Below are 21,699 nucleotides of genomic sequence, written 5' to 3'. Positions count from 1 at the left end.
AATGGCAAAGAGGACGGTCGTAATTGTTGAAAACGCTCAAAAAAGAGGAAAAAGTCCCTTTTTGACGGTCGAAAAGTGGGTTAACGTTTATTTGCTTTTAGCTCTCTTTTGAGGCTTGAAAATGCGTTTTATACAATAAGCCCCCCGGAATAGTTGAAAGTTATGAGTTGAAAGTTGAAAATTTAGGGGGAGCGTATTTATATAGAAAAGCGGAATTATTCGTTTCGATCTTTTATTGTGTTTGCATCTATTTTGTGGTTAAGATAGTAAGGAATAAGCGAAGTTTCCCCTGTAAAAAATGCAAACGTGTGGGCGTAACTTCTGAAATTTCTAAATAATCTTGTACCTTTGCAACCTAATTCAAAAATCAAAAACACTATTTACAATGGGTGGTTTTTTCGGAACTATTTCTAAGTCGGCTTGCGCTGTTGATTTATTCTATGGCACCGACTACAATTCTCATCTGGGGACTCGCCGAGGCGGTCTGGCTACATACGATAAAGAAGCCGGCTTTACCCGTTCCATTCACAATCTGGAAAGTTCTTATTTTCGTACCAAGTTTGAACCTGCTCTTCCCAAGTTTGTAGGAAATGCAGGAATCGGTATTATCAGTGATACGGATGCGCAGCCGATTGTGATCAATTCACATCTTGGAAAGTTCGCGATCGTGACGGTAGCGAAGATCAACAACATCGATGAACTGGAACAGGATTTGCTGAAGGCGAACATGCACTTTTCCGAGTTGAGTTCGGGCAAAACAAACCAGACCGAACTGGTTGCCCTGCTGATTACACAGGGAAAAGATTTTGTCGAAGGAATCGAGAATGTCTATAACCGGATCAAAGGTTCCTGCTCCATGTTGCTGCTGACGGAAGACGGAATCATTGTTGCCCGGGACAAATGGGGACGTACTCCTATTATTATAGGTAAGAAAGAAGGCGCTTTTGCCGCCACCAGCGAATCGAGCAGTTTGCCCAATCTGGATTATGAAATCGAGCGGTTCGTCGGTCCGGGCGAAATCCTTCGTTTGCGTGCCGATAGCATCGAGCAGATGCGTAAGCCTAACGAACAGATGCAGGTTTGCTCGTTCCTTTGGGTTTATTATGGTTTCCCGGTTTCCTGCTATGAAGGCAAGAATGTCGAGGAGGTCCGTTTCCAAAGCGGTTATAAGATGGGGAAGAAAGATGAATACGATGTGGATTGCGTTTGCGGTATTCCGGATTCAGGCGTCGGTATGGCGTTGGGATATGCCGAAGGAAAAGGCGCTCCTTACCACCGTGCGATCACAAAATATACACCGACCTGGCCGCGCAGTTTTACTCCGGCCAATCAGGAGATGCGTTCACTGGTTGCCAAGATGAAACTGATCCCGAACCGTGCCATGCTGGAAGGCAAGCGGATTTTGTTTTGCGACGACTCTATTGTTCGTGGCACGCAGCTTCGCGATAACGTGAAGATCCTTTATGATTACGGGGCAAAGGAAGTACACATGCGTATCGCTTGTCCGCCGCTGATCTACGGTTGTCCGTTCATCGGGTTCACTTCTTCGAAGAGCGACCTCGAACTGATTTCCCGCCGTATCATCCAGGAACTGGAAGGTGATGAAAATAAGAATCTGGACAAATATGCGACAACCGGTTCACCCGAATACCAGAGGATGGTGGATATCATTGCCGAGCGTTTCGGTTTGAGTTCATTAAAGTTCAACACGCTGGAAACATTGGTGGAAGCAATCGGATTGCCGAAATGTAAAGTTTGTACACACTGTTTTGACGGAAGTAGTTGCTTCTAAATTTTGTTGTTCGTGACACTTTGATTACTTTTAGGGCTTGTAACATTAATAATAAGCTTATGACTGTAACAGATAGATTTTTGAAGTATGTGACGTTCGACACGCAGTCGAGCGAAACGACGGGGACGACACCCAGTACGCCGGGACAGCTCGTGTTTGCAGAAGCACTGGTTAAGGAACTGAAAGAGATCGGGTTGGAGGATATAACCCTCGATGACAAGAGTTACCTGATGGCAACTTTGCCTGCCAATACGGCGAAGGCGATTCCGACGATCGGTTTCATTGCCCATCTGGATACAAGTCCCGATATGTCGGGAAAAGACGTGCAACCCCGTATCGTGACTTATAAGGGTGGCGATATCGTGTTGTGTGCGGAAGAGAACATCGTGCTTTCTCCGTTGATGTTTCCCGAACTGAATGATTATAAGGAACAGGATATCATTGTGACGAACGGCAAGACGCTGTTGGGGGCTGATGATAAAGGCGGTGTGGCCGCTATTATCTCGGCTATGAAATATCTGAAGGATCATCCGGAGATCGAACACGGCAAGATCCGTATCGGTTTTACGCCGGATGAAGAGATCGGTGCCGGTGCTGACCATTTCGATGTGGAGAAATTCGGTTGCGAATGGGCCTATACGATTGACGGCGGACAGATCGGAGAGCTGGAATATGAGAACTTCAACGCTGCCGGTGCGAAAGTCCTTTTCAAAGGGTTGAACGTGCATCCGGGTTATGCAAAAGACAAGATGCTCAACGCTTCCCTGCTGGCTGTGGAATTTGCTTCCTGGCTACCGGCCGCACAGCGTCCGGAACATACGGACGGCTATGACGGTTTCTTCCATCTGACAGCTATGGGCGGGACGGTTGAAGAGGCTTCCCTCTCTTACATTATCCGCGATCATGTGCGGACAGCCTTCGAACAGAAGAAAGAATTGCTGCAAGAGCTGGTGAAACGGATGAACGAAATGCATCCGGGCAGTACGACCTTGGAGTTGCGCGACCAGTATTACAATATGCGTGAAGTCGTTGAGCCGAAGAAATATATCATAGACCTGGCATTCGACGCGATGACGGCTGCCGGGGTGACGCCTCTGGTCAAACCGATTCGCGGCGGAACGGACGGTGCACGCCTTTCCTTTATGGGCCTGCCTTGTCCGAACCTTTTTGCCGGAGGATTGAATTTCCACGGCCGTTATGAATTTCTTCCGGTCAAGTCGCTGGAAAAAAGTATGGAAACAATTATCAAAATAGCTGAGCTGCTGGCTCAAAAATCTTAAATAAATTTATAATAACATGAAAACAACTCCCTTTACCGATGTGCACATTGCACAAGGTGCCAAAATGCATGAGTTTGCCGGTTTCAACATGCCGATTGAATATACCGGTATTATTGATGAACACATGACCGTTGTGAACGGCGTAGGTGTGTTCGATGTTTCACATATGGGCGAGTTCTGGGTAAAAGGCCCGAACGCATTGGCTTTCATCCAGAGTATCACGTCGAACGACGCTTCTGTCCTGCCGATTGGCAAGGCTCAATATACTTGTTTCCCGAATGATAAAGGCGGTATCGTGGACGACCTGTTAGTGTATCACTATGAGCCGGAGAAATATCTGTTGGTAGTCAATGCCGGTAATATCGCGAAAGACTGGGATTGGTGTGTAAGCCATAATACGGTTGGAGCCGAATTGGAAAATTCTTCTGATCGGACGGCGCAGTTGGCTATCCAGGGACCGAAAGCCGTTGAAGTACTGCAACGCCTGACTCCGGTCGATCTGTCTTCCATCCCTTATTATTCATTCGTAACAGGTGAGTTTGCCGGTTGCAAGAATGTGATTATCTCCAATACGGGTTATACCGGAGCCGGTGGTTTCGAACTGTATTTCTATCCGGATGATGCAATGACGATCTGGAATGCAATCTTTGAAGCCGGAAAACCGGAAGGCATCAAACCGATCGGTTTGGGCGCGCGTGATACGTTGCGTCTGGAGATGGGCTTCTGCCTGTATGGCAATGACCTGGACGACACGACTTCTCCGATTGAAGCCGGCCTGGGTTGGATCACTAAGTTTGCAGAAGGAAAGAACTTTACGAACCGTGCCGAGTTGGAACGCCAGAAGAAGGAAGGCGTGACACGCAAACTGTGTGCGTTCGAACTGGTTGACAAAGGTATTCCCCGTCATGAATATGAAATCGTCGACGCAGAAGATAATGTGATCGGTGTGGTAACATCCGGCACGATGTCTCCCGCATTGAAGAAAGGTATCGGTATGGGCTATGTGAAACCCGAATATGCAAAAGCCGGAACGGAAATCTTCATCAAGGTCCGCAACCGCAACCTGAAAGCACAGGTGGTAAGACCTCCGTTCAGAAAATAAGTATTCAATAGTCCACAATCGGGTGGGCATGACATTGGTTATAGAATGACCATAGATTGATTATCATAATATGGATAATTAATTCTGTGGTCATTTTCTTTTGCTATATCTTTTTTTCTTACCTTTGGACATTTTTAAAAGAGTATCTTTGATTTTCAACAGGTTTTGGAGTATAGGCTAAAATAGTACAAATATGAAACGCTGGTATCATTTAAAGGGCCTTTTTTTATTGGTGGTTTTTCTGATAATAACCACCTTGCCATCCTATGCTTCTCCGGATGGGGGCGAAAACAGTTATGTGCTAATCATAAACTCTTATACGGAATCTAATCCTTGGAGCCGTATTTTTACGGCGCCGGTCTATGAGCAAATGACAACAGATGATGAAAGTTGGACTGCCTATACGGAAAATATGGACCTGATGCTGATAAAGACGGATGCTGATGTCGAGAATTTCTCAACTTATTTATCCCGGAAATATACGGGAACGCCTCCTTCTTTAGTGATTTTACTGGGAAATAGCGCTTATATGTTGTTGCGGGACGAGTTGAAACGCCGTTGGGGTAAAGATATTCCGCTTTTAGTTTGTGCGGAGAAGGATTTTATTGCTCCCTATGAATATTACTTGTCTAAGGAGGCTTGTCCGGAAGAACTGCAAATCAACCTTTCAGAGATGGTCGAAACCTTCCATAACCTGACTATACTGTATGTCCCGGAATATATATCCGAAACGGTCAATCTGATAAAGAATTTGAAACCCGATATGAAACGGCTTATCTTTCTGGCGGATAAGCGTTATATCAGTGCACAGAATAAGCGCTTTATCCAAGATGTAATGGAGAATGATTTCCCGGATATTGAACTGCAACTGATAACAGCCGGAGATACGAGTACGGATGAACTTATCTCTCTATTGAGCCGTGTGGATAAACGGACTTGTGTTTTGTATTATTCATGGATTCTTTTAAATCAGCAGGGGAATCGGGATATCCTCAGTTCCGATACTTACCGGATGCTGAGTTCTTATACGGACGCTCCTATCTTCACCCTGAACGACATGGGAATAGTGGAAAACGGAATGGTCGGGGGATTTTTTTATCCGGAATCCAATATCTCTACTACGCTTACCGGAATTGTCAGTGATATATTGAAGGGGAAAAAGCTGCATGCCGTTATTACTCCCGGTCAGCCGCGTTCGGTGTTGAACTACCAGGTTTTGATGCAAAAGAATATTCCGCTTTCTGATCTGCCTTCCGATGCTATCTTTTATATGAAACCTCCATCATTTTGGCAGCAATATCATAACCATGTTTATGCAGGCAGTGGAGTCCTTTTCGTCTTTATCTTATTCTTGTGCCTGCGGATTAAATCATTGAACAAGCTGCGGATATTCCACACCAGGGAAATTGCGTTTATGAGGAATTACAGGCAGCTGATCAACTGTATGCCTATTTCCTATATGAAGCAGCAGATATTATATGAGGGAGGCAATCCCGTTGATTATTTGATAGTCGATGTCAATCCTGAATTTGAAAAGTTATTCGATAGAAAAACTCATTTCCTGAATAAGAAAGGTTCGGAGCTGTCCCATTCCCGTTTGGTGCAATATATGCAGGCATGTTCGCTTATATTGGCACAAAACAAGCAACTCAGTGTCCAATATTACTATGAGCCGGCCGAGCATTATCTGAATGTCCTGATCATCCCGTCCAGTACGCCGTGTTGTGTCGACCTGTTCATGTCGGATGTAACGGAAGTGGTTAAAGCGCAACAGGTATTACGTTCTCTGAACAAAAAGCTCTCCATGTCGTTGGATGTGGCAAACATTGTTCCCTGGAAATGGGATTTGGTCCAGCAGACCATCCTTTGTGAAATGAACCCTTCCGGGAACACCGGTTTTTCCGGGTTGTTTGATGAAAGTAAACTGATAGCACCGGCCTCTGAATATTTTGCAAAGATTTACGAGGGCGACAGGGGTAAGATAGAAGAGGCTTGCGAGGCTTTGCTACTTGGCCATGTCGATAAGATAAAGGAGGAGTACCGTATTCTTCCGGAGGGGGAAGACGAACTGGTATGGGTAGAAACATATGCGACTGTTGAGAAAAGGGATGAAGACGGAAAACCGACATCACTGATTGGTTCCGTAATCGACATTACAGACCGGAAGAAAGTGGAAGAGGAACTGCTGAACGCCAAGAATAAGGCCGAGGAGTCCAATAGGCTGAAGTCTGCTTTCCTGGCCAATATGAGCCACGAGATCCGTACGCCTTTGAATGCAATTGTCGGTTTCTCCAATATTCTTGCCATGACGGACGATGCGGAGGAGAAAGAAGAATATGTTCATATCATCGAAAACAATAATGTCTTGCTGTTGCAGCTTATCAATGATATCCTGGATTTGTCGAAGATAGAGGCGGGGACATTGGATTTCATCTATTCGGATGTCGATATAAACACCATGCTGCATGAATTGGAAGTATCCATGCAGAGCCGTATAACGAATCATGTCAAGCTGATATTCGAACGGAAGCAGGAGGATTGTTTCGTTTCGATAGCCAAAAGCCGGTTTATGCAAGTTCTTATAAATCTTATAACCAACGCTATCAAGTTTACGGAAGAAGGCAGCATACGCTTTGGCTTCTCGATACAAGACGGGGAGATGCTGCGTGTTTATGTGGCGGATACCGGTTGTGGTATTCCGCCTGAGAAACAGAACAGCGTATTCGAACGTTTTGTCAAACTGAATGCTTTTGCCCAGGGCACCGGCTTGGGGCTTTCTATTTGCCGGATGATCATTGAATATCTTGGCGGTGAAATATGGGTGGAGTCGGAAGTAGGAAAGGGGACGACGTTCGGGTTTACTTTCCCTTATAAACCCGCTACGGTACGGGAATAGCTTATTTGGCGATTTGTAGAAAAAAAGAGTTCTTCGGGTTTAATATTATATATATCTTTGTCCCGAAAATATAAAGAATAGGTATTATGTTGAATTTTCTGAAAAACTGGACGTTGCCTATTGCAATGTTGGCCGGTGTGTTAGGTTATTTTATGTTTGCCAACTTCACTTTTCTGGAGCCGACAAAACCGTTTATGAATTCTTTAGTTGCCTATTTGACCCCTTTCCTGATCTTTGCACAGCTGTTGCTGACTTTCTGCAAGGTGCAGCCGCACGAGTTGTTGCCTTCTCCCTGGCACGGATGGTTGCTGCTGTTCCAGCTTGTTTCTGCCTCTGCAATAGCCGCTTTGCTGATATTCGTCCGGATGGAAGGTTCCTATAAGGAGGTGTTTGAGGGGGCGATGGTTTGCCTGATTTGCCCGACGGCGACGGCAGCTGCTGTTATTACCGGTAAATTGGGAGGGAGTGCATCCAGTTTGACTACTTATACGCTGTTGTCCAATATCCTGGCGGCAATCGTTGTTCCGCTGATGTTCCCTTTGGTGGAGCCTCATGCTAATATTACTTTCCTGACGGCATTCCTGAAAATATTGAGCAAAGTGTTCCCGTTGCTGCTTTTCCCGTTTATCCTGGCGATGCTGTTTCGTTATTATCTTCCGAAGGTACATCATTTCTTGTTGGGCTTCCGTGATATGGCTTTCTATCTTTGGGCTGTTGCCCTTACTATTGTAACAGCCCAGACTGTAAAATCGCTTGCCAATAGCGATGCTGCAGTGGGTGTTGAGGTGTTGATTGCATTGGCCGGATTTATAACCTGCGTCATTCAGTTCTATTTAGGGAAACGGATCGGAACCCGTTATTTCGATCGCATCAGCGCCGGGCAGGCGCTCGGACAGAAGAACACCGTGCTTGCCATCTGGATGTCTTACACCTATCTGGATCCGCTTTCATCGGTCGGTCCCGGCTCATACGTCCTGTGGCAAAATATTTTCAATAGCTACCAACTGTGGAAGAAACGGAAGAAAGAGATGAAATAAGGATATAGATTACAAATATTCCGATTAGAAATCGGAATATTGCAGGCAAAGTTCCGAATGCCATTCGGAACTTTTTGTTATATTTGCCTCAATAAAAGAACATCATCATGAATAAGGAACTGTTAAGGCAAGTCATTTATGAGCAGAAAGCCCAGAATGTAGACTTAGGTATTGAACGATATATCGATCCTACTTTGCTCGAATGTCCGGAAGTGGTCGTCATAACAGGAGTGCGGCGCTGTGGTAAATCTGTCCTGTTACATCAGATACAAAAAAGGCGGGAAGAAAAAGACTACTATCTCAATTTTGATGATGAACGGCTTATTAGTTTTACTGTAGAAGACTTCCAAATGCTGAATGAGGTCTTTATGGAAGATTTTGGTTTGCAGAAGACTTATTATTTGGATGAAATACAAAATATACAAGGGTGGGAACGCTTTATTAGCAGGCTTTATGGGCAAGGATGTAAAGTGTTTGTTACGGGTAGTAACGCGAACCTTCTAAGTCGGGAACTGGCTACTTTTTTGACCGGACGTCATGTGACTGTGGAACTTTATCCTTTTTCTTTTCTTGAATTTCTGAAATTGGAACAGTTTGAATTCAAGCATGAATACTTTTATACGACAGAAGGCAAAGCCCGATTATCCAGTCAGATGCGTAAATATTTGAAGATAGGCGGCTTTCCCCAATATATACGTTGGGGAAGTACTAATTATTTGTCTTCGTTATATAATGATATTTTATATAAAGATGTGGTAGTACGCAACCGGATTAATAATGAGAAGCAACTTAAAGAAATGATGTATTATTTAGCCAGCAATGCTACTCATCGGTACACTTATAATTCTGTTGCAAAAGTTGTTGGAATAAAGACTTCAGATACAATTAAATCTTATCTCGGATTTATTGAGGATACTTATTTGGTTTATCAACTTGGTAAATTTGATTATTCTGTAGGTGCTCAGATGAAAAGCCCTAAGAAGATTTACTTTATAGACAATGCAATTATCAATAAAATAGGTTTCAACGCCACAGATAATTTAGGAAGCCTTTTGGAAAATATTGTATGCGTGGAGCTTTTGCGGCAAGGAAAAGAAATTTATTATCATGCAGATACACAAGAATGTGATTTTATAGTTCGTGAAGGAAATCAAATAGTCCAATCTTTCCAGGTTACTGTTTCTCTGAATGACCCGCGTACGCGGGAACGTGAAATGAAAGGTGCCCTTTCTGCTATGGATGCTTATAAGCTGAAAGAAGGATATATAATAACCTTGGAGGAATACGAAGAAGTAACAATCGATGATGGGCGTTGTATCCATGTATTACCTGTATGGAAATGGCTGTTAGAGAAGCACTAACTCATAGTCCACGACATCCAGCCAACGGTCGAATTTCAGTCCTACTTTTTCGAAGCGGGAGACTTGTTTGAATCCAAGTTTTTCATGTAATATGTTGCTGGCTTCATTCCCTTCCGTGATGCAGGCGATCAGGGCGTGAAATCCTTTTTGGCGGCATTCGTCGATCAGCTTTACCATCAATTGCTTCCCGATGCCTTTTCCTGTACTTTCCGGTGACAGGTAAACGGTTGTTTCCAGCGTATATCTGTAGGCGGCGCGCTCTTTCCAGGGATGGGCGTAGCAGTATCCGACTACTTTGTTATCCACTTCGTAAACAAAATAGGGGAAATGGGCGGAGATTTCAGCTATCCGTGAACGCATCGTTTCTTCCTGTAAGGGTTCCGTGTCGAAGGTTGCTACACTATGCAAGACATATTCATTGTAGATATCCGTAATCGTTTTTGCATCCTGGAGTTTTACCGGTCTGATCATTGTCTAAAAGAATTATTATATTTTCTATTTTGAGGACAAAGATAAAAGATAACTGCTTTGTATAGACGCCTGATCTCATAAATAATATCTATTTTTGTAGAATAATTGATATTGATATGAAACTAAGTAACGAATGGTTTACCGCTCTTTCAGAGAATGAATCCGGACAGTTGGTCACTGTTTCCGGCCGTGACGAACTAACCGAATTTGTGCAGTCGGGCAAGTTCAAGGAACGGGTGGAAATCACCTGGAAATATGAAGGTGACGACAAGGGAATGCCTTCCGAAGCATTAGCTGAAAAGATGGAAGAGATACAGGAAGCCTTGCGCAAGGCAATGGAAAAGGATAAGCTTTCAATCCTGACGGGTGTATATACCGGAGGAGGAGAGAAGATATGGGTCTATTACACCCGTACCGTCCGTGTTTTCGGTGAACGGCTGAACGAAGCATTGGCTCCGTTTGAAGAGTTGCCGATCTCTATTTATACGGAGGTTGATCCCGAATGGGAAGAATACACGGATATGTATGAGATGAAAGACTGGGCCATTGAATGAAAAATAAAGAGGATGCATCAATTTAGTATGAGATGGCGGGGCAAGTCCGCCAAGACACAGACGCTATAAATGGGACTTTGATGCATCCTCTTTACTATTATTGTTTCATCAGGTAAGACTTGAAACCCTCGAAATCCTTTTTCAGCTCGATACTTTGTTTTGTCCCTTGCATAAAGGCTTTTAGCTTTGCCGGTATTTCAATATCCGCTTCCAGGATACTGTCTACCGTCCCTTTGAACTTCGCCGGGTGGGCCGTTTCCAGGAATACGCCTGTTTCACCGGGGGCGAGCTTGTTTTCAATTAACGCCTGATAACCACATGCACCATGCGGATCGAGCAAATAACCGGTTTTTGTGTAGACCTGCTTCATGGTAACGGCGATTTCTTCATCTGTGAAACGATAGCCGCTTATCAGTCGGCTGATTTCCTGATGCGGGTTGCCATTCTTGCCAAACAGATCCAGGATACGGGCAAAATTGCTCGGATCGCCTACATCCATTGCGTTGGCTATCGTTGCAACGGAAGGACGCGGGGTGTAAGTGCCTGTTTTCAGATATTCGAGGAATACATCATTGCGGTTGTTGGCGGCAATAAAGCGCTTTATGGGCAATCCCATCCGGTTGGCGAACAACCCGGCTGTGATATTTCCGAAGTTCCCGCTGGGAACAGAAACGACCAATTCATCCGCTTTACCGATCTTGTCTAATTGCGCGTATGCATTGAAATAGTAGAATGATTGCGGAAGGAAACGGGCAACGTTGATCGAGTTGGCCGATGTCAGTTTCATGTGGCGGTTCAGCTCGTCGTCCATAAAGGCCGACTTGACCAATGCCTGGCAATCGTCGAACGTGCCGTCTATTTCCAATGCAGTAATGTTCTGTCCTAATGTCGTGAACTGGCATTCCTGGATCGGGCTTACTTTTCCTTTGGGATAGAGCACATACACATGGATGCCCGGCACACCTAAAAATCCGTTGGCAACGGCACTGCCTGTGTCTCCCGAAGTGGCAACCAATACGTTAACTTGCTTCAGCCCTTCTTTTTTGATGAAATATCCCAGCAGACGTGCCATGAAACGGCCGCCGACATCCTTAAAGGCCAGTGTCGGACCGTGGAACAGCTCGAGGCTGTAGATGTTATCGTCGACGTGTACCACCGGAGTCTCGAACGACAGCGTGTCTTTTACGATCTCATTCAAGGTACCGGCATCGATGTCTTCACCAAAGAATGCCTGTGCCACAGTGCAGGCTATTTCGTGGAAAGATTGGTTCTTCATATTGCCGATCGTATCCTCATCTAATTTGACAATACGTTCAGGCATATATAGCCCTTTATCACCGGCGAGCCCTTTTACAACGGCTTCTTCCAATGAGGCAAAGGGAGTTTGTTTATTTGTGCTGTAATATTTCATAATAACTCTTTTATAAATTCGTCTTTCTCTAAAATACCATATTTACCCTTCAGGACGGAACATTCGTCGAAACGGGTGACAGCGTCAGGTGCCTGTCCCGGTTTGTAGATAAGGAAAGGAACCGGGGTGTTTGTATGGGTACGGATGGCGCAGGGAGTCGGGTGGTCCGGAAGTACGGCTATTGCAACCGGCTCGTCCCATTTCTGCAATTCTTCGAAAATAATGCCGATCGCCCGCTTGTCCAGGTTCTCGATCGTTTTTATTTTCAGATCCACGTCGCCTTCGTGTCCGGCTTCGTCGCTGGCCTCCACATGGAGATAGACGAAGTCGTTTGTTTTCAGGGCTTCGAGAGCGGCGTGCGCTTTCCCTTCGTAGTTGGTGTCGTACAGTCCGGTAGCGCCTTCCACGTCGATCACTTTCAGTCCGGCATATACGCCGATACCGCGGATCAGGTCGACGGCAGAGATCACGGAGCCTTGCTTGAAGCCATACATTTCCTGCATGGTCTTCATGGCCGGGCGATATCCGGGCGACCAGGGCCAAATGCTGTTTGCCGGATCTTTCCCGGCGGCAACACGTTTCCGGTTGACGGGATGATCCTTCAATATCTCTTGCGATTTCAGAATCAACTCGTTCAGCAGATCGGCCGTTTCCTGTGCTTCCGGCACTTCCGGCTTAACCATCAGGGGACGGAAAGGGTGGAGGGGCACATCGTGAGGAGGCGTGCAATCCAAGTGTTTGTCACCTCCTTTGATCACTAACAGATGGCGGTAAGACACACCCGTGTAGAAATGTACACAGTCGGAGCCTAATTTCTCGTTCAGGAAGCGGATCAGTTCGTCCGCCTCACCGGTTGTGATATGTCCGGATGAATGGTTTTTCAGGATATCGCCTTCCACGCAGATCAGGTTACAGCGCATCGCCATTTCCCCCGGTTTCAGCTCATATCCGATACTGGCGGCTTCCAATACGCCGCGGCCTTCATATACGGTCGGAAGGTCGTAGCCCAAAACTGCCATGTTTGCCACTTCGCTTCCCGGATGAAAGCCGTCGGCAACGGTTTTCAAGCGTCCGGTCACGCCCATTTCAGCCAGCCTGTCCATATAAGGAGTGTCTGCATATTGCATTGGCGTCTTGCCGCCTAAAGCCTCTATCGGCTCGTCGGCCATCCCGTCTCCCAGAATGATTATACTTTTCATCTTTTATCGAATGTTTGCGATCGAAATAATGTCGGCGAATACGCCTGCTGCCGTTACGTCGGCACCTGCCCCATATCCTTTGATGATCATGGGATATTCGTGATACCGTTCGGTGGAGATCATGATGATGTTGTTGCTGCCTTCCAGTTCATAGAACGGGTGGTGCGCATCTACCTCCTGCAAGCCGACTTCACAGGCTCCGTTTTCCATTTTGGCTACAAAACGGAAGCGTTTGCCTTCTGTCTCTAATTGCTGGCGTTTTGCTTCAAATTCGGTATCCAGTTCCTGTATATTCCGCCAGAAATCATCGAGCGTACCTTCAAAATATTTGTCGGGGATGAAAAGATGACGCTGTACGTCTTCCTCTTCAACCTTGTAGCCGGCTTCACGTGTCAGGATAACCAGTTTACGGATTACGTCTTTTCCACTCAGGTCGATACGCGGGTCCGGTTCGGAATATCCTTCTTCCTTAGCCATCATGATCGCCTTACTGAAAGGAATATCGGCGCTCAGCGTGTTGAATATGTAGTTGAGCGTACCGGAAAGGACTGATTCCAGTTTCAGGATATGGTCGCCGCTGTTGATCAGGTCATTCATCGTATTGATAATCGGCAATCCTGCACCGACATTCGTTTCGAACAGGAACTTGACACCGCGATGGCGGGCGATTTCTTTCAGGTTGGAATAATTGTTGTAGGAAGAAGATGCTGCGATCTTATTCGCTGCAACAACGGATACGTTATTATTCAGCAACTCTTCATAGAGATCGGATACTGCCTGGTTTGCCGTACAGTCTACGAAAACCGAATTAAAGATATTCATTTTCAGAATTTCGTCTTTCAGATGTTCCGGTGAGCTTGCTTCACCGTTCTTTTTCAGTTCCTCTATGCAAGTCTCCAGGTTCAGTCCTTCGCGGGAGAAAAGAGCGCGTTTGCTGTTGGCTATTCCGACTACATTCAGCTTTAAACCGTTCTGCATAAGTTTGAGCTGCTGGATACGGATTTGTTCCAACAGGTTGCCGCCTACAGTTCCGACACCTGCGATGAACAGGTTCAATACCTTGTATTCTGACAGAAAAAAGGAGTCGTGAATGGAGTTCAACGCTTTCCGCAGGTATTTCAGCTTGATAACGAACGAGATGTTTGTTTCTGAAGCACCTTGCGCACAGGCGATCACACTGATACCGGCTCTTCCGAGCGTACCGAACAGCTTCCCGGCAATACCCGGTGTCCGTTTCATGTTCTCACCGACGATGGCAACTGTTGCCAGGTCTTTTTCGGCTACGGTGTCGCTCATGTCACCCTGCGCACGTTCGAGGGCGAACTCTTCGTCCAGCACCTTGACTGCCAAGTCTGCATCCGCGTTGCGGACAGCGAATGTCGTATTGTTTTCCGAACTGGCCTGCGATACCATAAACACGCTTATGCCATTCTTTGCCAAAGTCTTGAATATGCGGTAGTTTACGCCGATTACGCCTACCATACCCAAACCCTGTACTGTGATCAGGCAGGTGTCGTTGATAGAAGAGATACCTTTGATCAGGGCTTTGCCTTCATCTTTTATTTTCTCTTTGGAAATATAAGTTCCGCGAGCCGTCGGATTGAATGTGTTCAAAATACGGATCGGAATATTTTTATGGTAAACCGGGTAGATCGTCGGAGGATAAATCACTTTCGCACCGAAGTTACAAAGCTCCATCGCTTCGGTGAAGGTTAACCGGTCGATTACGTAGGCTGAGCTGATCACACGCGGGTCGGCAGTCATGAAACCGTCGACATCCGTCCATATTTCAAGCCTGCGGGCATCTAATGCGGTAGCCAGAATGGAAGCGGTATAATCGGACCCTCCACGTCCCAGGTTTGTCACTTCCCCTTCTGCGCTGGTTGAAATGAAGCCGGGAACTAACGATACTTTGGGAAGCGGATTGAATGTTTCTTTGATCAGTTTGTTTGTCAGCTCAAAATCTACGATATGTTTGTTGAACTGTTTGACTGTCTTGATAAACTTGCGTGAATCGAACAGTTTTGCTTCGTTTATCACATTCGATACGATCAGGGATGAGATACGTTCGCCATAGCTGACAATCGTGTCGGATGTCTTGGCAGACAGATCGTTAATAAGGTACACACCTTTGTAAATATTCCCCAGTTCGTCCAGCAAGGCCATTACCTGTTTCTGGACTTCGATCCGTCTGTCTTTATCTGGGATAACTCCTTCTATAACATCCAGGTGGCGAGTGATAATTTCAGAAAACTCTCTTTCGTATCCGACATCGCCGTTTGTTGCCATCGAGGCTGTGTTCAGCAGTTTGTCTGTAATGCCTCCAAGGGCGGATACGACGACGATTACGGGCTCTTCAATAGCCTCCACTATTTTCTTTACACTCAGGATGCTATTCACGGAACCTACGGATGTTCCGCCGAATTTCAATACTTTCATCGATATGTATTTATTTAGTTGGCAGTTGGCAAGTGGCTATGCCGGCTTGCGAATACCAGTTGTTTACTAATAATTTATTGATTTGAAAAAAGAAATGAATGCAATGTGAGAATTGCAACAAAGCGGGACGTGGTCTCCGCACTTGTTTATTTGTATATGCTAAACCCCCCAAGGGGTCATTGTCAGTGCCCAGGTATGATATGTAAAACCTGTTAATGTCATTTGCGATTTCTCTTGTGTTTATTTTTACGTCGGCAATATTACGCATTATTTTTCAAATGCAAGCATATTTTTGTTAGAAAGTTGAAAATTGACAGATAAAAGTTCAATATTGCGCCAAAAAGAACAACGCAGTCCTTATAAAACAGACTTGTTGTGCTTTTCTTTCTCCAAATCCGCCCGGCTCTTACTCTGCGTCACGAGGTAAACGCCTGTAAAGACCAGGATTGCAGAGAGAAACTTTTGCCAGGAAAATGTGTCTTGTCCGATCATGACAGCAATCAGTGAGGCGACGATCGGTTGTACGTAATTATACATGCTGACGGTTGTCGGGCGTATTCGCTTCAGTGACATCGGGATAAGCAGGTAGGGGAGGAAAGTCGCTCCGAAAAGGACATAAAAGATTGCACTCAGTTCGATGAAATCCCATACCTCCCGGTGAAAAGCTGGTGCGTCCAGTACGTGCCGGAAGGTGAACGGCACTAACGCCAAGGTTGTGAACAGGAACATCCATTTCATCATCGTGACTGATGAATAACGGAGTGAGAGCGGCTTGGATAATACCAGATAAATGGCATACATCAGTCCGCTGATAATCATCATGACATCTCCGTCCAGGCTGCTGACACTGTCGGCCGACTGTGTGGAGCTAAAGACAAGCAGCAAGCCTCCGCTTACACCCATGAATACTCCGAATGATTTTTTCCGCGTGATAGGCTCCTTCAAGATGACTGCCGCTAACAACAAGACAAAAATCGGCACGGCAGTCGCAATAATAGAAGCATCGACAGGAGAAGAACGGTTTAGTCCCACGATGAATAACCCTTGATTGATGCCGACACCGCAGAGGGCACAGACAAAGAGCATTCCCAGGTCCTTCAGCGGAACTTTCTCTTTATGGACAAACAGGGAAACGACCCAGAACATCACGCAGGCAAAAGCCATGCGCATAATAGTAAGCCCTTCGGGTGGAACATGCGTCGGCAGCAGATATTTGGATATCGGCATATTGACGGCAAACAGGATATTGGTGATCAATATCAGGATATGTCCCTTCAGTTTCTCGCGGTCCATGACTGGTGTTTTTTATTCGTTATTACGTTCTTTCTCTTTAATAAAGCCGTTACGGAAAGCGTATAGAAGTTTCTCAAGGTCGTGGATCTGTTTTTGCAGGTCGGCGCCCTTGTCGGTATCTTTTACCATTTGGCGATGTGAGTTGAGTTCTACCACTATCGTTGTCGACAGGATATCTTTTCCCTCCTTGATTGCCTGGTCGGTCGACATGAACGGTTCGTGTTGTACAAGCTGGAAACCGCGTGAATGGTAGACCAGCGTATATCCGGCAATACCCGTCTCCGGATGATAAGCCTTAGAGAAGCCGCCGTCGATCACGAGCAGTTTACCGTTAGCCTTGATCGGGTTTTCACCTTTGATGGAACGGACCGGGACGTGCCCGTTGATGATATGCCGGTGTTGGCCTGTCACGCCGAACTCGTCCAGCAGCATGTCGCAGACCGCTTCTTCTTCCCGCAGGGTGTAGTAGGCCCCTTTTTCCTCTTTCTGTACCGATTTGTCGTCGATGAAACAGCGTTCGAACGTCGCCATCCGGCTTTTGTCGAAAAGGGGAGAGTCTTTCCCTTCCCACAGATACCAGATGTAATCCATTGCGAAATCCTTTTCCGGACTGCCGTCTGCATCGAAGTAGGCGGTACGTACCAACTGGTCTACTTTGTCCAGCAGGGCTTTCCCCTTATATTCCGTTCCTTCGATACGGACCGCTTTGAGTGTCCCGTCCGGATTCATCGGGACGGAAGCATGAAACAGCAGGTTCGAGTTGCAGACCTGATACATGCTGCCGTGCGTGAACAGGCAACGCATATGCTTCTTCAGTTTTTCGCTGCATTCGAACGAGTGTTTGATACGGCGCATCAACTCTTCTTCTTCAATGGAGAGGGCATACGGGTCTTTGGCATTGAGGGTCGGCCAGTTTTTATCTCGCAGTTCATATTCCTTTCCTTCGATGCGGATCGTTCCGCGTTTCAAGTCGATGTGGTGAAGCAGTAAGCGGTCGTCCATCAGGAATTCCGGACGGCGGCGGATGATTTCGCCTTCTAACTTGAATTGTATGATCGTGATCGCTTTGTGCATACGGGCGATCAGTTGGGTAGTCTTTTCGTCAAAGGTGGTATCCGAAGCATTGGTGCGGGGAATGAACAGTTCGCAGGGATCATCGCCATATACCTCCATCGCAAAAGTGGCAAGTGGCAGGAGATTGATACCATAACCATCTTCCAGGGTTGCCAGGTTACCGTAGCGCATACACATACGGATGACATTGGCAATACTTCCGGCATTACCGGCGGCGGCGCCCATCCAGAGAATGTCGTGGTTGCCCCATTGGATGTCGAAGTTATGGTAGTTGCAGAGAGTATCCATGATGATGTGCGCTCCCGGTCCGCGGTCGTAGATGTCTCCGATGATGTGCAACAAGTCGATTGTCAGGCGTTGGATCAGGTTACACATGGCGATGATGAAGTCGTTGGCGCGTCCGGTGGAGATGATCGTATTGATGATCTGGTCCACATAGGCCGATTTGTTCGGCTCGTCGGATGATTCGTGCAACAACTCCTGGATAATATAGGAAAATTCTTTCGGCAACGCTTTGCGCACTTTCGAACGGGTGTATTTGGAAGAGACGTTCCGGCATACGCGCACCAGCTGGTTCAGGGTGATCAGGCACCAGTCGTCCATATCCTTTTCGTGCTGCCGGACCAGCTCCAACTTCTGTTCCGGATAGTAGATCAGCGTGCAAAGTTCTTTTTTCTCGAAGTCGCGCAGCGTATTGCTGAATATCTCGTTTACCTTCCGCTTGATCGCGCCGGAGGCATTCTTGAGCACATGGTTGAAAGCCTGGTGCTCCCCATGCAGGTCGGACAGGAAATGCTCCGTTCCTTTCGGCAGGTTCAAGATAGCTTCCAGGTTGATAATCTCCGTACTGGCGTCGGCTACTGTCGGAAAACTGCGTGCTAACAGTGTCAGGTAGCGCAAGTCACAGAAAACGTGTTCTGTTGTTATATCTTTAGTCATAAGCTATTTTATTGTCAATTTATTAAAGCGTCTCCATAGCAATATCCCAAGTGTTGTCAGGCTGACCGGAAAACCGCACCATACTCCGATAGCTCCCCAACCTAATGTGAAGCCACAAAGATAACCAATTGGCAGCGCTAATCCAAAATGACAGACAAAAGCCATGTAGGCCATGTATTTTACGTCTGCGATACCTCGGAGAGCATTGGCGAAAAGTATCTGTAATCCGTCCCCGAACTGATATAGGATAACCGACCAGGCGAGCAATGCCACCATCTCGACTACCTCCTTTTCGGGCGTGATGATGTAACCCATCGTGTTGCGGAAGGCCAAGATCAGGAGCACGACTATAAGTGCCGTCGCCATAATCAGGTGCAGGCCGGCAAAAGAGGCGTGCCGTACGTTCGGCCAGTCGTTCCATCCCCTATAGGCACTTACCCGTATGGTGACCGCCGCCGCAATCCCGTAGTAGATCATGAAGCCGAGCGTTGTGATTACGCCTACCACCTGGTGGGCGGCAAGAGCTGTGCTGCCTAACCAGCCCATCATGATCACACTCAGGCTGAAAGAACCGGTTTCGACTCCCATCTGGAATCCCACCGGCAGGCCGAGGCGGATCAGATTGCCTAAGTTCAGCTTGTTGACCGTCCCCTTTTTGAATCCTTCCAGATAGGCTTTGTAGCGCGTATGTTTCGCAAACAGGATGCAAAAGATTACGAATGTCAGAATACGGCTGGTCAGGGTCGAGATGCCGGCGCCGGTAAGCCCTAATTCCGGGCAACCGAATTTTCCGTATATCAGCAGGTAATTGCCGATAATGTTCAGGACGTTCGTACTCAGCATGATCCACATGGGGGTGAGGGTATCGGTCGTCCCGTCGCTGAACTGCTTGAACGAGTTGAAGAGCATTGCGAATATCACCGAGAAGAGTTGCAGTATATAGTAGGGCACGATATAAGGCATCAATTCTTCCGGTTGCTTCAGTATCTCGATGTTCAGCAGCAGCGCCAGCATACAGAGGCAGAGCAACACACCGACAATGAAGTTGATAAAAAGACTGTTTTTCAGCGTTTCGCCGGCTTTGGCATATTCCTTCCGGGCGAAGAACCCACCGATAATAGGCGTGAGCCCGTAGGAGAATCCCATCCCGGCAATGAAAACAAGATTGAAGAAGTTGTTGACGAAAGAGGCGGCCGCCAGTTCGGGCGTACTGTGATGCCCGACCATGATGTTATCGGCGAAACCGACAATAATAATGCCTAACTGTCCCAACATAATCGGGACACCCAGGCGTATTGTTTCTTTATAATGTTCTTTATAGATCGAAAGCTGTATCATTCCAAAACCTTTACCGACTTGATTACTACATTTTCTGTCGGGCGGTCCTGTTTATTTGTCTTTACTTGCTGGATTGCGTCTACCACGTCCAGTCCTTCTACCACTTCGCCGTACACCGTATATTGGTTGTCGAGGAAGGGGACACCGCCAATCGTCTTGTATGTTTCGCACAGTTCCGCCGGCATTTTGGTTTCGTCTTTCCGCTTTTCGGCTTCCAGTTCGGTCTTTCCGATCAGGGTGTCACGCAGGATTGCTAACTCTTCCTTATTGCCGCTGCGGTACAACTCCATGATTTGGGGCTTATGTTCTGTTTGCAGGCGGTTGAAGATTGCCTGTTTCAGTCGTCCTTCCAACTGTTTTTCCATTTGGCCGAGTTCGGCTTCCGAATATTTCTTGCCTGTCACGATATAGAACTGGGAGGCGGACGACGCTTTCTCCGGGTTTACTTCGTCTCCGGTACGGGCAGCACAGATCGCTCCCTTTTTGTGGAAATACTTCGGATAGATAAATTCGGCAGGTACGGTATATCCCAGGTCGCCGGCACCCAACTGCTTGTTCATCGGGGCGTCTTTGGAAGTGACGTCGCCACCCTGCACCATGAAATCCTTGATGACACGGTGAAACAGCAGCCCGTCGTACTGTCCGGCTTTTGCCAGCTTGATAAAGTTGTCGCGATGTTGCGGCGTGTCGTTATATAATTTGATTTTTATTTCTCCTAATGTGGTGTCCATGACCACCAATGTTTCTGTTGTTTCCATGTTTTGTTGTTTATTTATTGACAATCGTCATTGATTTGATTTTGATGTTCTTGACAGGGCGGTCTTCTCCATTCGTTTCGATGAACTGTATCTTGTCTACCGCTTTCATCCCTTTTATGACTTCGCCGAAAACTGTATATTTCCCGTCCAGATGCGGCGTGCCGCCTTCCAGCATATAGGCTTGCCGTTGTTCGGGGGTGAAGGTGATGCCTTGTTCGTGCTCCATTTTATCCAGTTCCATTTCCGTGAAGAACTTACCGGTCACGATATAGAACTGGGTTGCCGATGAGGCGCGTTCGGGATTTTCGTCGTCACCGGTACGGGCTGCGCACAGCATACCGCGTTTATGGAAATACTTTGGGAAGACAATCTCTGCCGGAATGGTATAATCCAGGTCGCCGTCTCCTAAATGTTGTTCCATCGGGGCGTCTTTTGAATTAATGTCGCCGGCCTGTATCATAAATTGTTTGATGACACGGTGAAACAACAGTCCGTCGTAGCGGTGTTCCTTCACGTTTTTGATAAAATTATCACGATGCTGGGGTGTGTCATTAAAGAGTTTTACTTTAATCTTTCCCATGTCGGTATCGATCTGAACCAGCGTTTCAACCTCTTGCGCTTGCAAATGAACGGATATGAGAGCCGAAAAGGCGACTAAACACATAGCAAACAGCTTCTTCATCTTCTTCTTATTTTTTTATTACGGCAACAAAAATAGTGATATTTACTCGTTAAAGCAATCATTTAACACAACC

At 46.5% G+C, this 21,699-nt stretch carries 16 protein-coding genes; 7 read left to right on the top strand and 9 right to left on the bottom strand.

What is annotated here, in order from left to right:
* Positions 1 to 385 precede the first annotated feature (385 nt).
* The 6 genes from DWU89_RS09695 (at position 386) to DWU89_RS09670 (ending at position 9,468) form a co-directional block, all read left to right on the top strand.
* Positions 386 to 1,792 (top strand): amidophosphoribosyltransferase, encoded by a 1,407-nt coding sequence (locus DWU89_RS09695; RefSeq protein ID WP_115499446.1) that lies wholly within the window; start codon positions 386 to 388, stop codon positions 1,790 to 1,792.
* 59 nt (positions 1,793 to 1,851) lie between these two features.
* Positions 1,852 to 3,072, top strand: a complete 1,221-nt coding sequence (gene pepT / locus DWU89_RS09690; protein WP_115499445.1) for a peptidase T — start codon at positions 1,852 to 1,854, stop codon at positions 3,070 to 3,072.
* A 16-nt stretch (positions 3,073 to 3,088) separates the two neighbouring features.
* Positions 3,089 to 4,174, top strand: a complete 1,086-nt coding sequence (gene gcvT / locus DWU89_RS09685; RefSeq protein WP_115499444.1) for a glycine cleavage system aminomethyltransferase GcvT — start codon at positions 3,089 to 3,091, stop codon at positions 4,172 to 4,174.
* A gap of 193 nt (positions 4,175 to 4,367) precedes the next feature.
* The gene (locus DWU89_RS09680; protein WP_115499443.1) at positions 4,368 to 7,070 is read left to right on the top strand and encodes a sensor histidine kinase; all 2,703 of its coding nucleotides are present in this window, start codon (positions 4,368 to 4,370) and stop codon (positions 7,068 to 7,070) included.
* Between the two features lie 86 nt (positions 7,071 to 7,156).
* Positions 7,157 to 8,107 (top strand): transporter, encoded by a 951-nt coding sequence (locus tag DWU89_RS09675; protein WP_115499442.1) that lies wholly within the window; start codon positions 7,157 to 7,159, stop codon positions 8,105 to 8,107.
* 107 nt (positions 8,108 to 8,214) lie between these two features.
* The gene (locus DWU89_RS09670; protein ID WP_115499441.1) at positions 8,215 to 9,468 is read left to right on the top strand and encodes an ATP-binding protein; all 1,254 of its coding nucleotides are present in this window, start codon (positions 8,215 to 8,217) and stop codon (positions 9,466 to 9,468) included.
* On the opposite strand, the gene DWU89_RS09665 is transcribed toward DWU89_RS09670, so the two are convergent.
* Complete coding sequence (locus tag DWU89_RS09665) at positions 9,454 to 9,939, bottom strand: GNAT family N-acetyltransferase (protein ID WP_115499440.1); 486 nt, start codon at positions 9,937 to 9,939, stop codon at positions 9,454 to 9,456. The genes DWU89_RS09670 and DWU89_RS09665 overlap by 15 nt on opposite strands.
* Before the next feature lie 116 nt (positions 9,940 to 10,055).
* On the opposite strand from DWU89_RS09665, the gene DWU89_RS09660 reads away from it, so the two are divergent.
* The gene (locus tag DWU89_RS09660) at positions 10,056 to 10,493 is read left to right on the top strand and encodes a DUF695 domain-containing protein (protein WP_115499439.1); all 438 of its coding nucleotides are present in this window, start codon (positions 10,056 to 10,058) and stop codon (positions 10,491 to 10,493) included.
* 97 nt (positions 10,494 to 10,590) lie between these two features.
* Here the strand turns inward: DWU89_RS09660 and thrC are convergent, their stop codons facing one another.
* The 8 genes from thrC to DWU89_RS09615 form a co-directional block, all read right to left on the bottom strand.
* Positions 10,591 to 11,904 (bottom strand): threonine synthase, encoded by a 1,314-nt coding sequence (gene thrC / locus DWU89_RS09655; RefSeq protein ID WP_115499438.1) that lies wholly within the window; start codon positions 11,902 to 11,904, stop codon positions 10,591 to 10,593.
* The gene (locus DWU89_RS09650; RefSeq protein WP_115499437.1) at positions 11,901 to 13,103 is read right to left on the bottom strand and encodes a cofactor-independent phosphoglycerate mutase; all 1,203 of its coding nucleotides are present in this window, start codon (positions 13,101 to 13,103) and stop codon (positions 11,901 to 11,903) included. The genes thrC and DWU89_RS09650 overlap by 4 nt, the downstream gene beginning before the upstream one ends.
* Before the next feature lie 3 nt (positions 13,104 to 13,106).
* Complete coding sequence (gene thrA / locus DWU89_RS09645) at positions 13,107 to 15,542, bottom strand: bifunctional aspartate kinase/homoserine dehydrogenase I (protein WP_115499436.1); 2,436 nt, start codon at positions 15,540 to 15,542, stop codon at positions 13,107 to 13,109.
* A 357-nt stretch (positions 15,543 to 15,899) separates the two neighbouring features.
* The gene (locus DWU89_RS09635) at positions 15,900 to 16,835 is read right to left on the bottom strand and encodes a DMT family transporter (protein WP_244205888.1); all 936 of its coding nucleotides are present in this window, start codon (positions 16,833 to 16,835) and stop codon (positions 15,900 to 15,902) included.
* A gap of 12 nt (positions 16,836 to 16,847) precedes the next feature.
* Positions 16,848 to 18,848, bottom strand: a complete 2,001-nt coding sequence (locus DWU89_RS09630; RefSeq protein WP_115499434.1) for a fructose-1,6-bisphosphatase — start codon at positions 18,846 to 18,848, stop codon at positions 16,848 to 16,850.
* Positions 18,849 to 18,851: 3 nt separating this feature from the next.
* Positions 18,852 to 20,186, bottom strand: a complete 1,335-nt coding sequence (locus DWU89_RS09625; RefSeq protein WP_115499433.1) for an MATE family efflux transporter — start codon at positions 20,184 to 20,186, stop codon at positions 18,852 to 18,854.
* Positions 20,183 to 20,944: a peptidylprolyl isomerase gene (locus DWU89_RS09620; RefSeq protein WP_115499432.1), complete on the bottom strand. Its 762-nt coding sequence runs from the start codon at positions 20,942 to 20,944 to the stop codon at positions 20,183 to 20,185. Before DWU89_RS09620 ends, DWU89_RS09625 begins: the two co-directional genes overlap by 4 nt.
* A 10-nt stretch (positions 20,945 to 20,954) precedes the next feature.
* Positions 20,955 to 21,626: a peptidylprolyl isomerase gene (locus tag DWU89_RS09615; RefSeq protein ID WP_115499431.1), complete on the bottom strand. Its 672-nt coding sequence runs from the start codon at positions 21,624 to 21,626 to the stop codon at positions 20,955 to 20,957.
* Positions 21,627 to 21,699: the final 73 nt, after the last annotated feature.

Origin of the sequence: Parabacteroides acidifaciens, assembly GCF_003363715.1 — a bacterium.
GTDB classification, from domain to species: domain Bacteria; phylum Bacteroidota; class Bacteroidia; order Bacteroidales; family Tannerellaceae; genus Parabacteroides; species Parabacteroides acidifaciens.
The sequence above is the reverse complement of the archived record's forward strand: the minus strand, read 5'-3'. Positions and strand labels throughout refer to the sequence as shown.

Bases quoted from the DNA above. Each gene is read 5' to 3' on its own strand.
- DWU89_RS09695 (WP_115499446.1), top strand. From the start codon at position 386: ATGGGTGGTTTTTTCGGAACTATTTCTAAGTCGGCTTGCGCTGTTGAT.
- pepT (WP_115499445.1), top strand. From the start codon at position 1,852: ATGACTGTAACAGATAGATTTTTGAAGTATGTGACGTTCGACACGCAG.
- gcvT (WP_115499444.1), top strand. From the start codon at position 3,089: ATGAAAACAACTCCCTTTACCGATGTGCACATTGCACAAGGTGCCAAA.
- DWU89_RS09680 (WP_115499443.1), top strand. From the start codon at position 4,368: ATGAAACGCTGGTATCATTTAAAGGGCCTTTTTTTATTGGTGGTTTTT.
- DWU89_RS09675 (WP_115499442.1), top strand. From the start codon at position 7,157: ATGTTGAATTTTCTGAAAAACTGGACGTTGCCTATTGCAATGTTGGCC.
- DWU89_RS09670 (WP_115499441.1), top strand. From the start codon at position 8,215: ATGAATAAGGAACTGTTAAGGCAAGTCATTTATGAGCAGAAAGCCCAG.
- DWU89_RS09665 (WP_115499440.1), bottom strand. From the start codon at position 9,939: ATGATCAGACCGGTAAAACTCCAGGATGCAAAAACGATTACGGATATC.
- DWU89_RS09660 (WP_115499439.1), top strand. From the start codon at position 10,056: ATGAAACTAAGTAACGAATGGTTTACCGCTCTTTCAGAGAATGAATCC.
- thrC (WP_115499438.1), bottom strand. From the start codon at position 11,904: ATGAAATATTACAGCACAAATAAACAAACTCCCTTTGCCTCATTGGAA.
- DWU89_RS09650 (WP_115499437.1), bottom strand. From the start codon at position 13,103: ATGAAAAGTATAATCATTCTGGGAGACGGGATGGCCGACGAGCCGATA.
- thrA (WP_115499436.1), bottom strand. From the start codon at position 15,542: ATGAAAGTATTGAAATTCGGCGGAACATCCGTAGGTTCCGTGAATAGC.
- DWU89_RS09635 (WP_244205888.1), bottom strand. From the start codon at position 16,835: ATGGACCGCGAGAAACTGAAGGGACATATCCTGATATTGATCACCAAT.
- DWU89_RS09630 (WP_115499434.1), bottom strand. From the start codon at position 18,848: ATGACTAAAGATATAACAACAGAACACGTTTTCTGTGACTTGCGCTAC.
- DWU89_RS09625 (WP_115499433.1), bottom strand. From the start codon at position 20,186: ATGATACAGCTTTCGATCTATAAAGAACATTATAAAGAAACAATACGC.
- DWU89_RS09620 (WP_115499432.1), bottom strand. From the start codon at position 20,944: ATGGAAACAACAGAAACATTGGTGGTCATGGACACCACATTAGGAGAA.
- DWU89_RS09615 (WP_115499431.1), bottom strand. From the start codon at position 21,626: ATGAAGAAGCTGTTTGCTATGTGTTTAGTCGCCTTTTCGGCTCTCATA.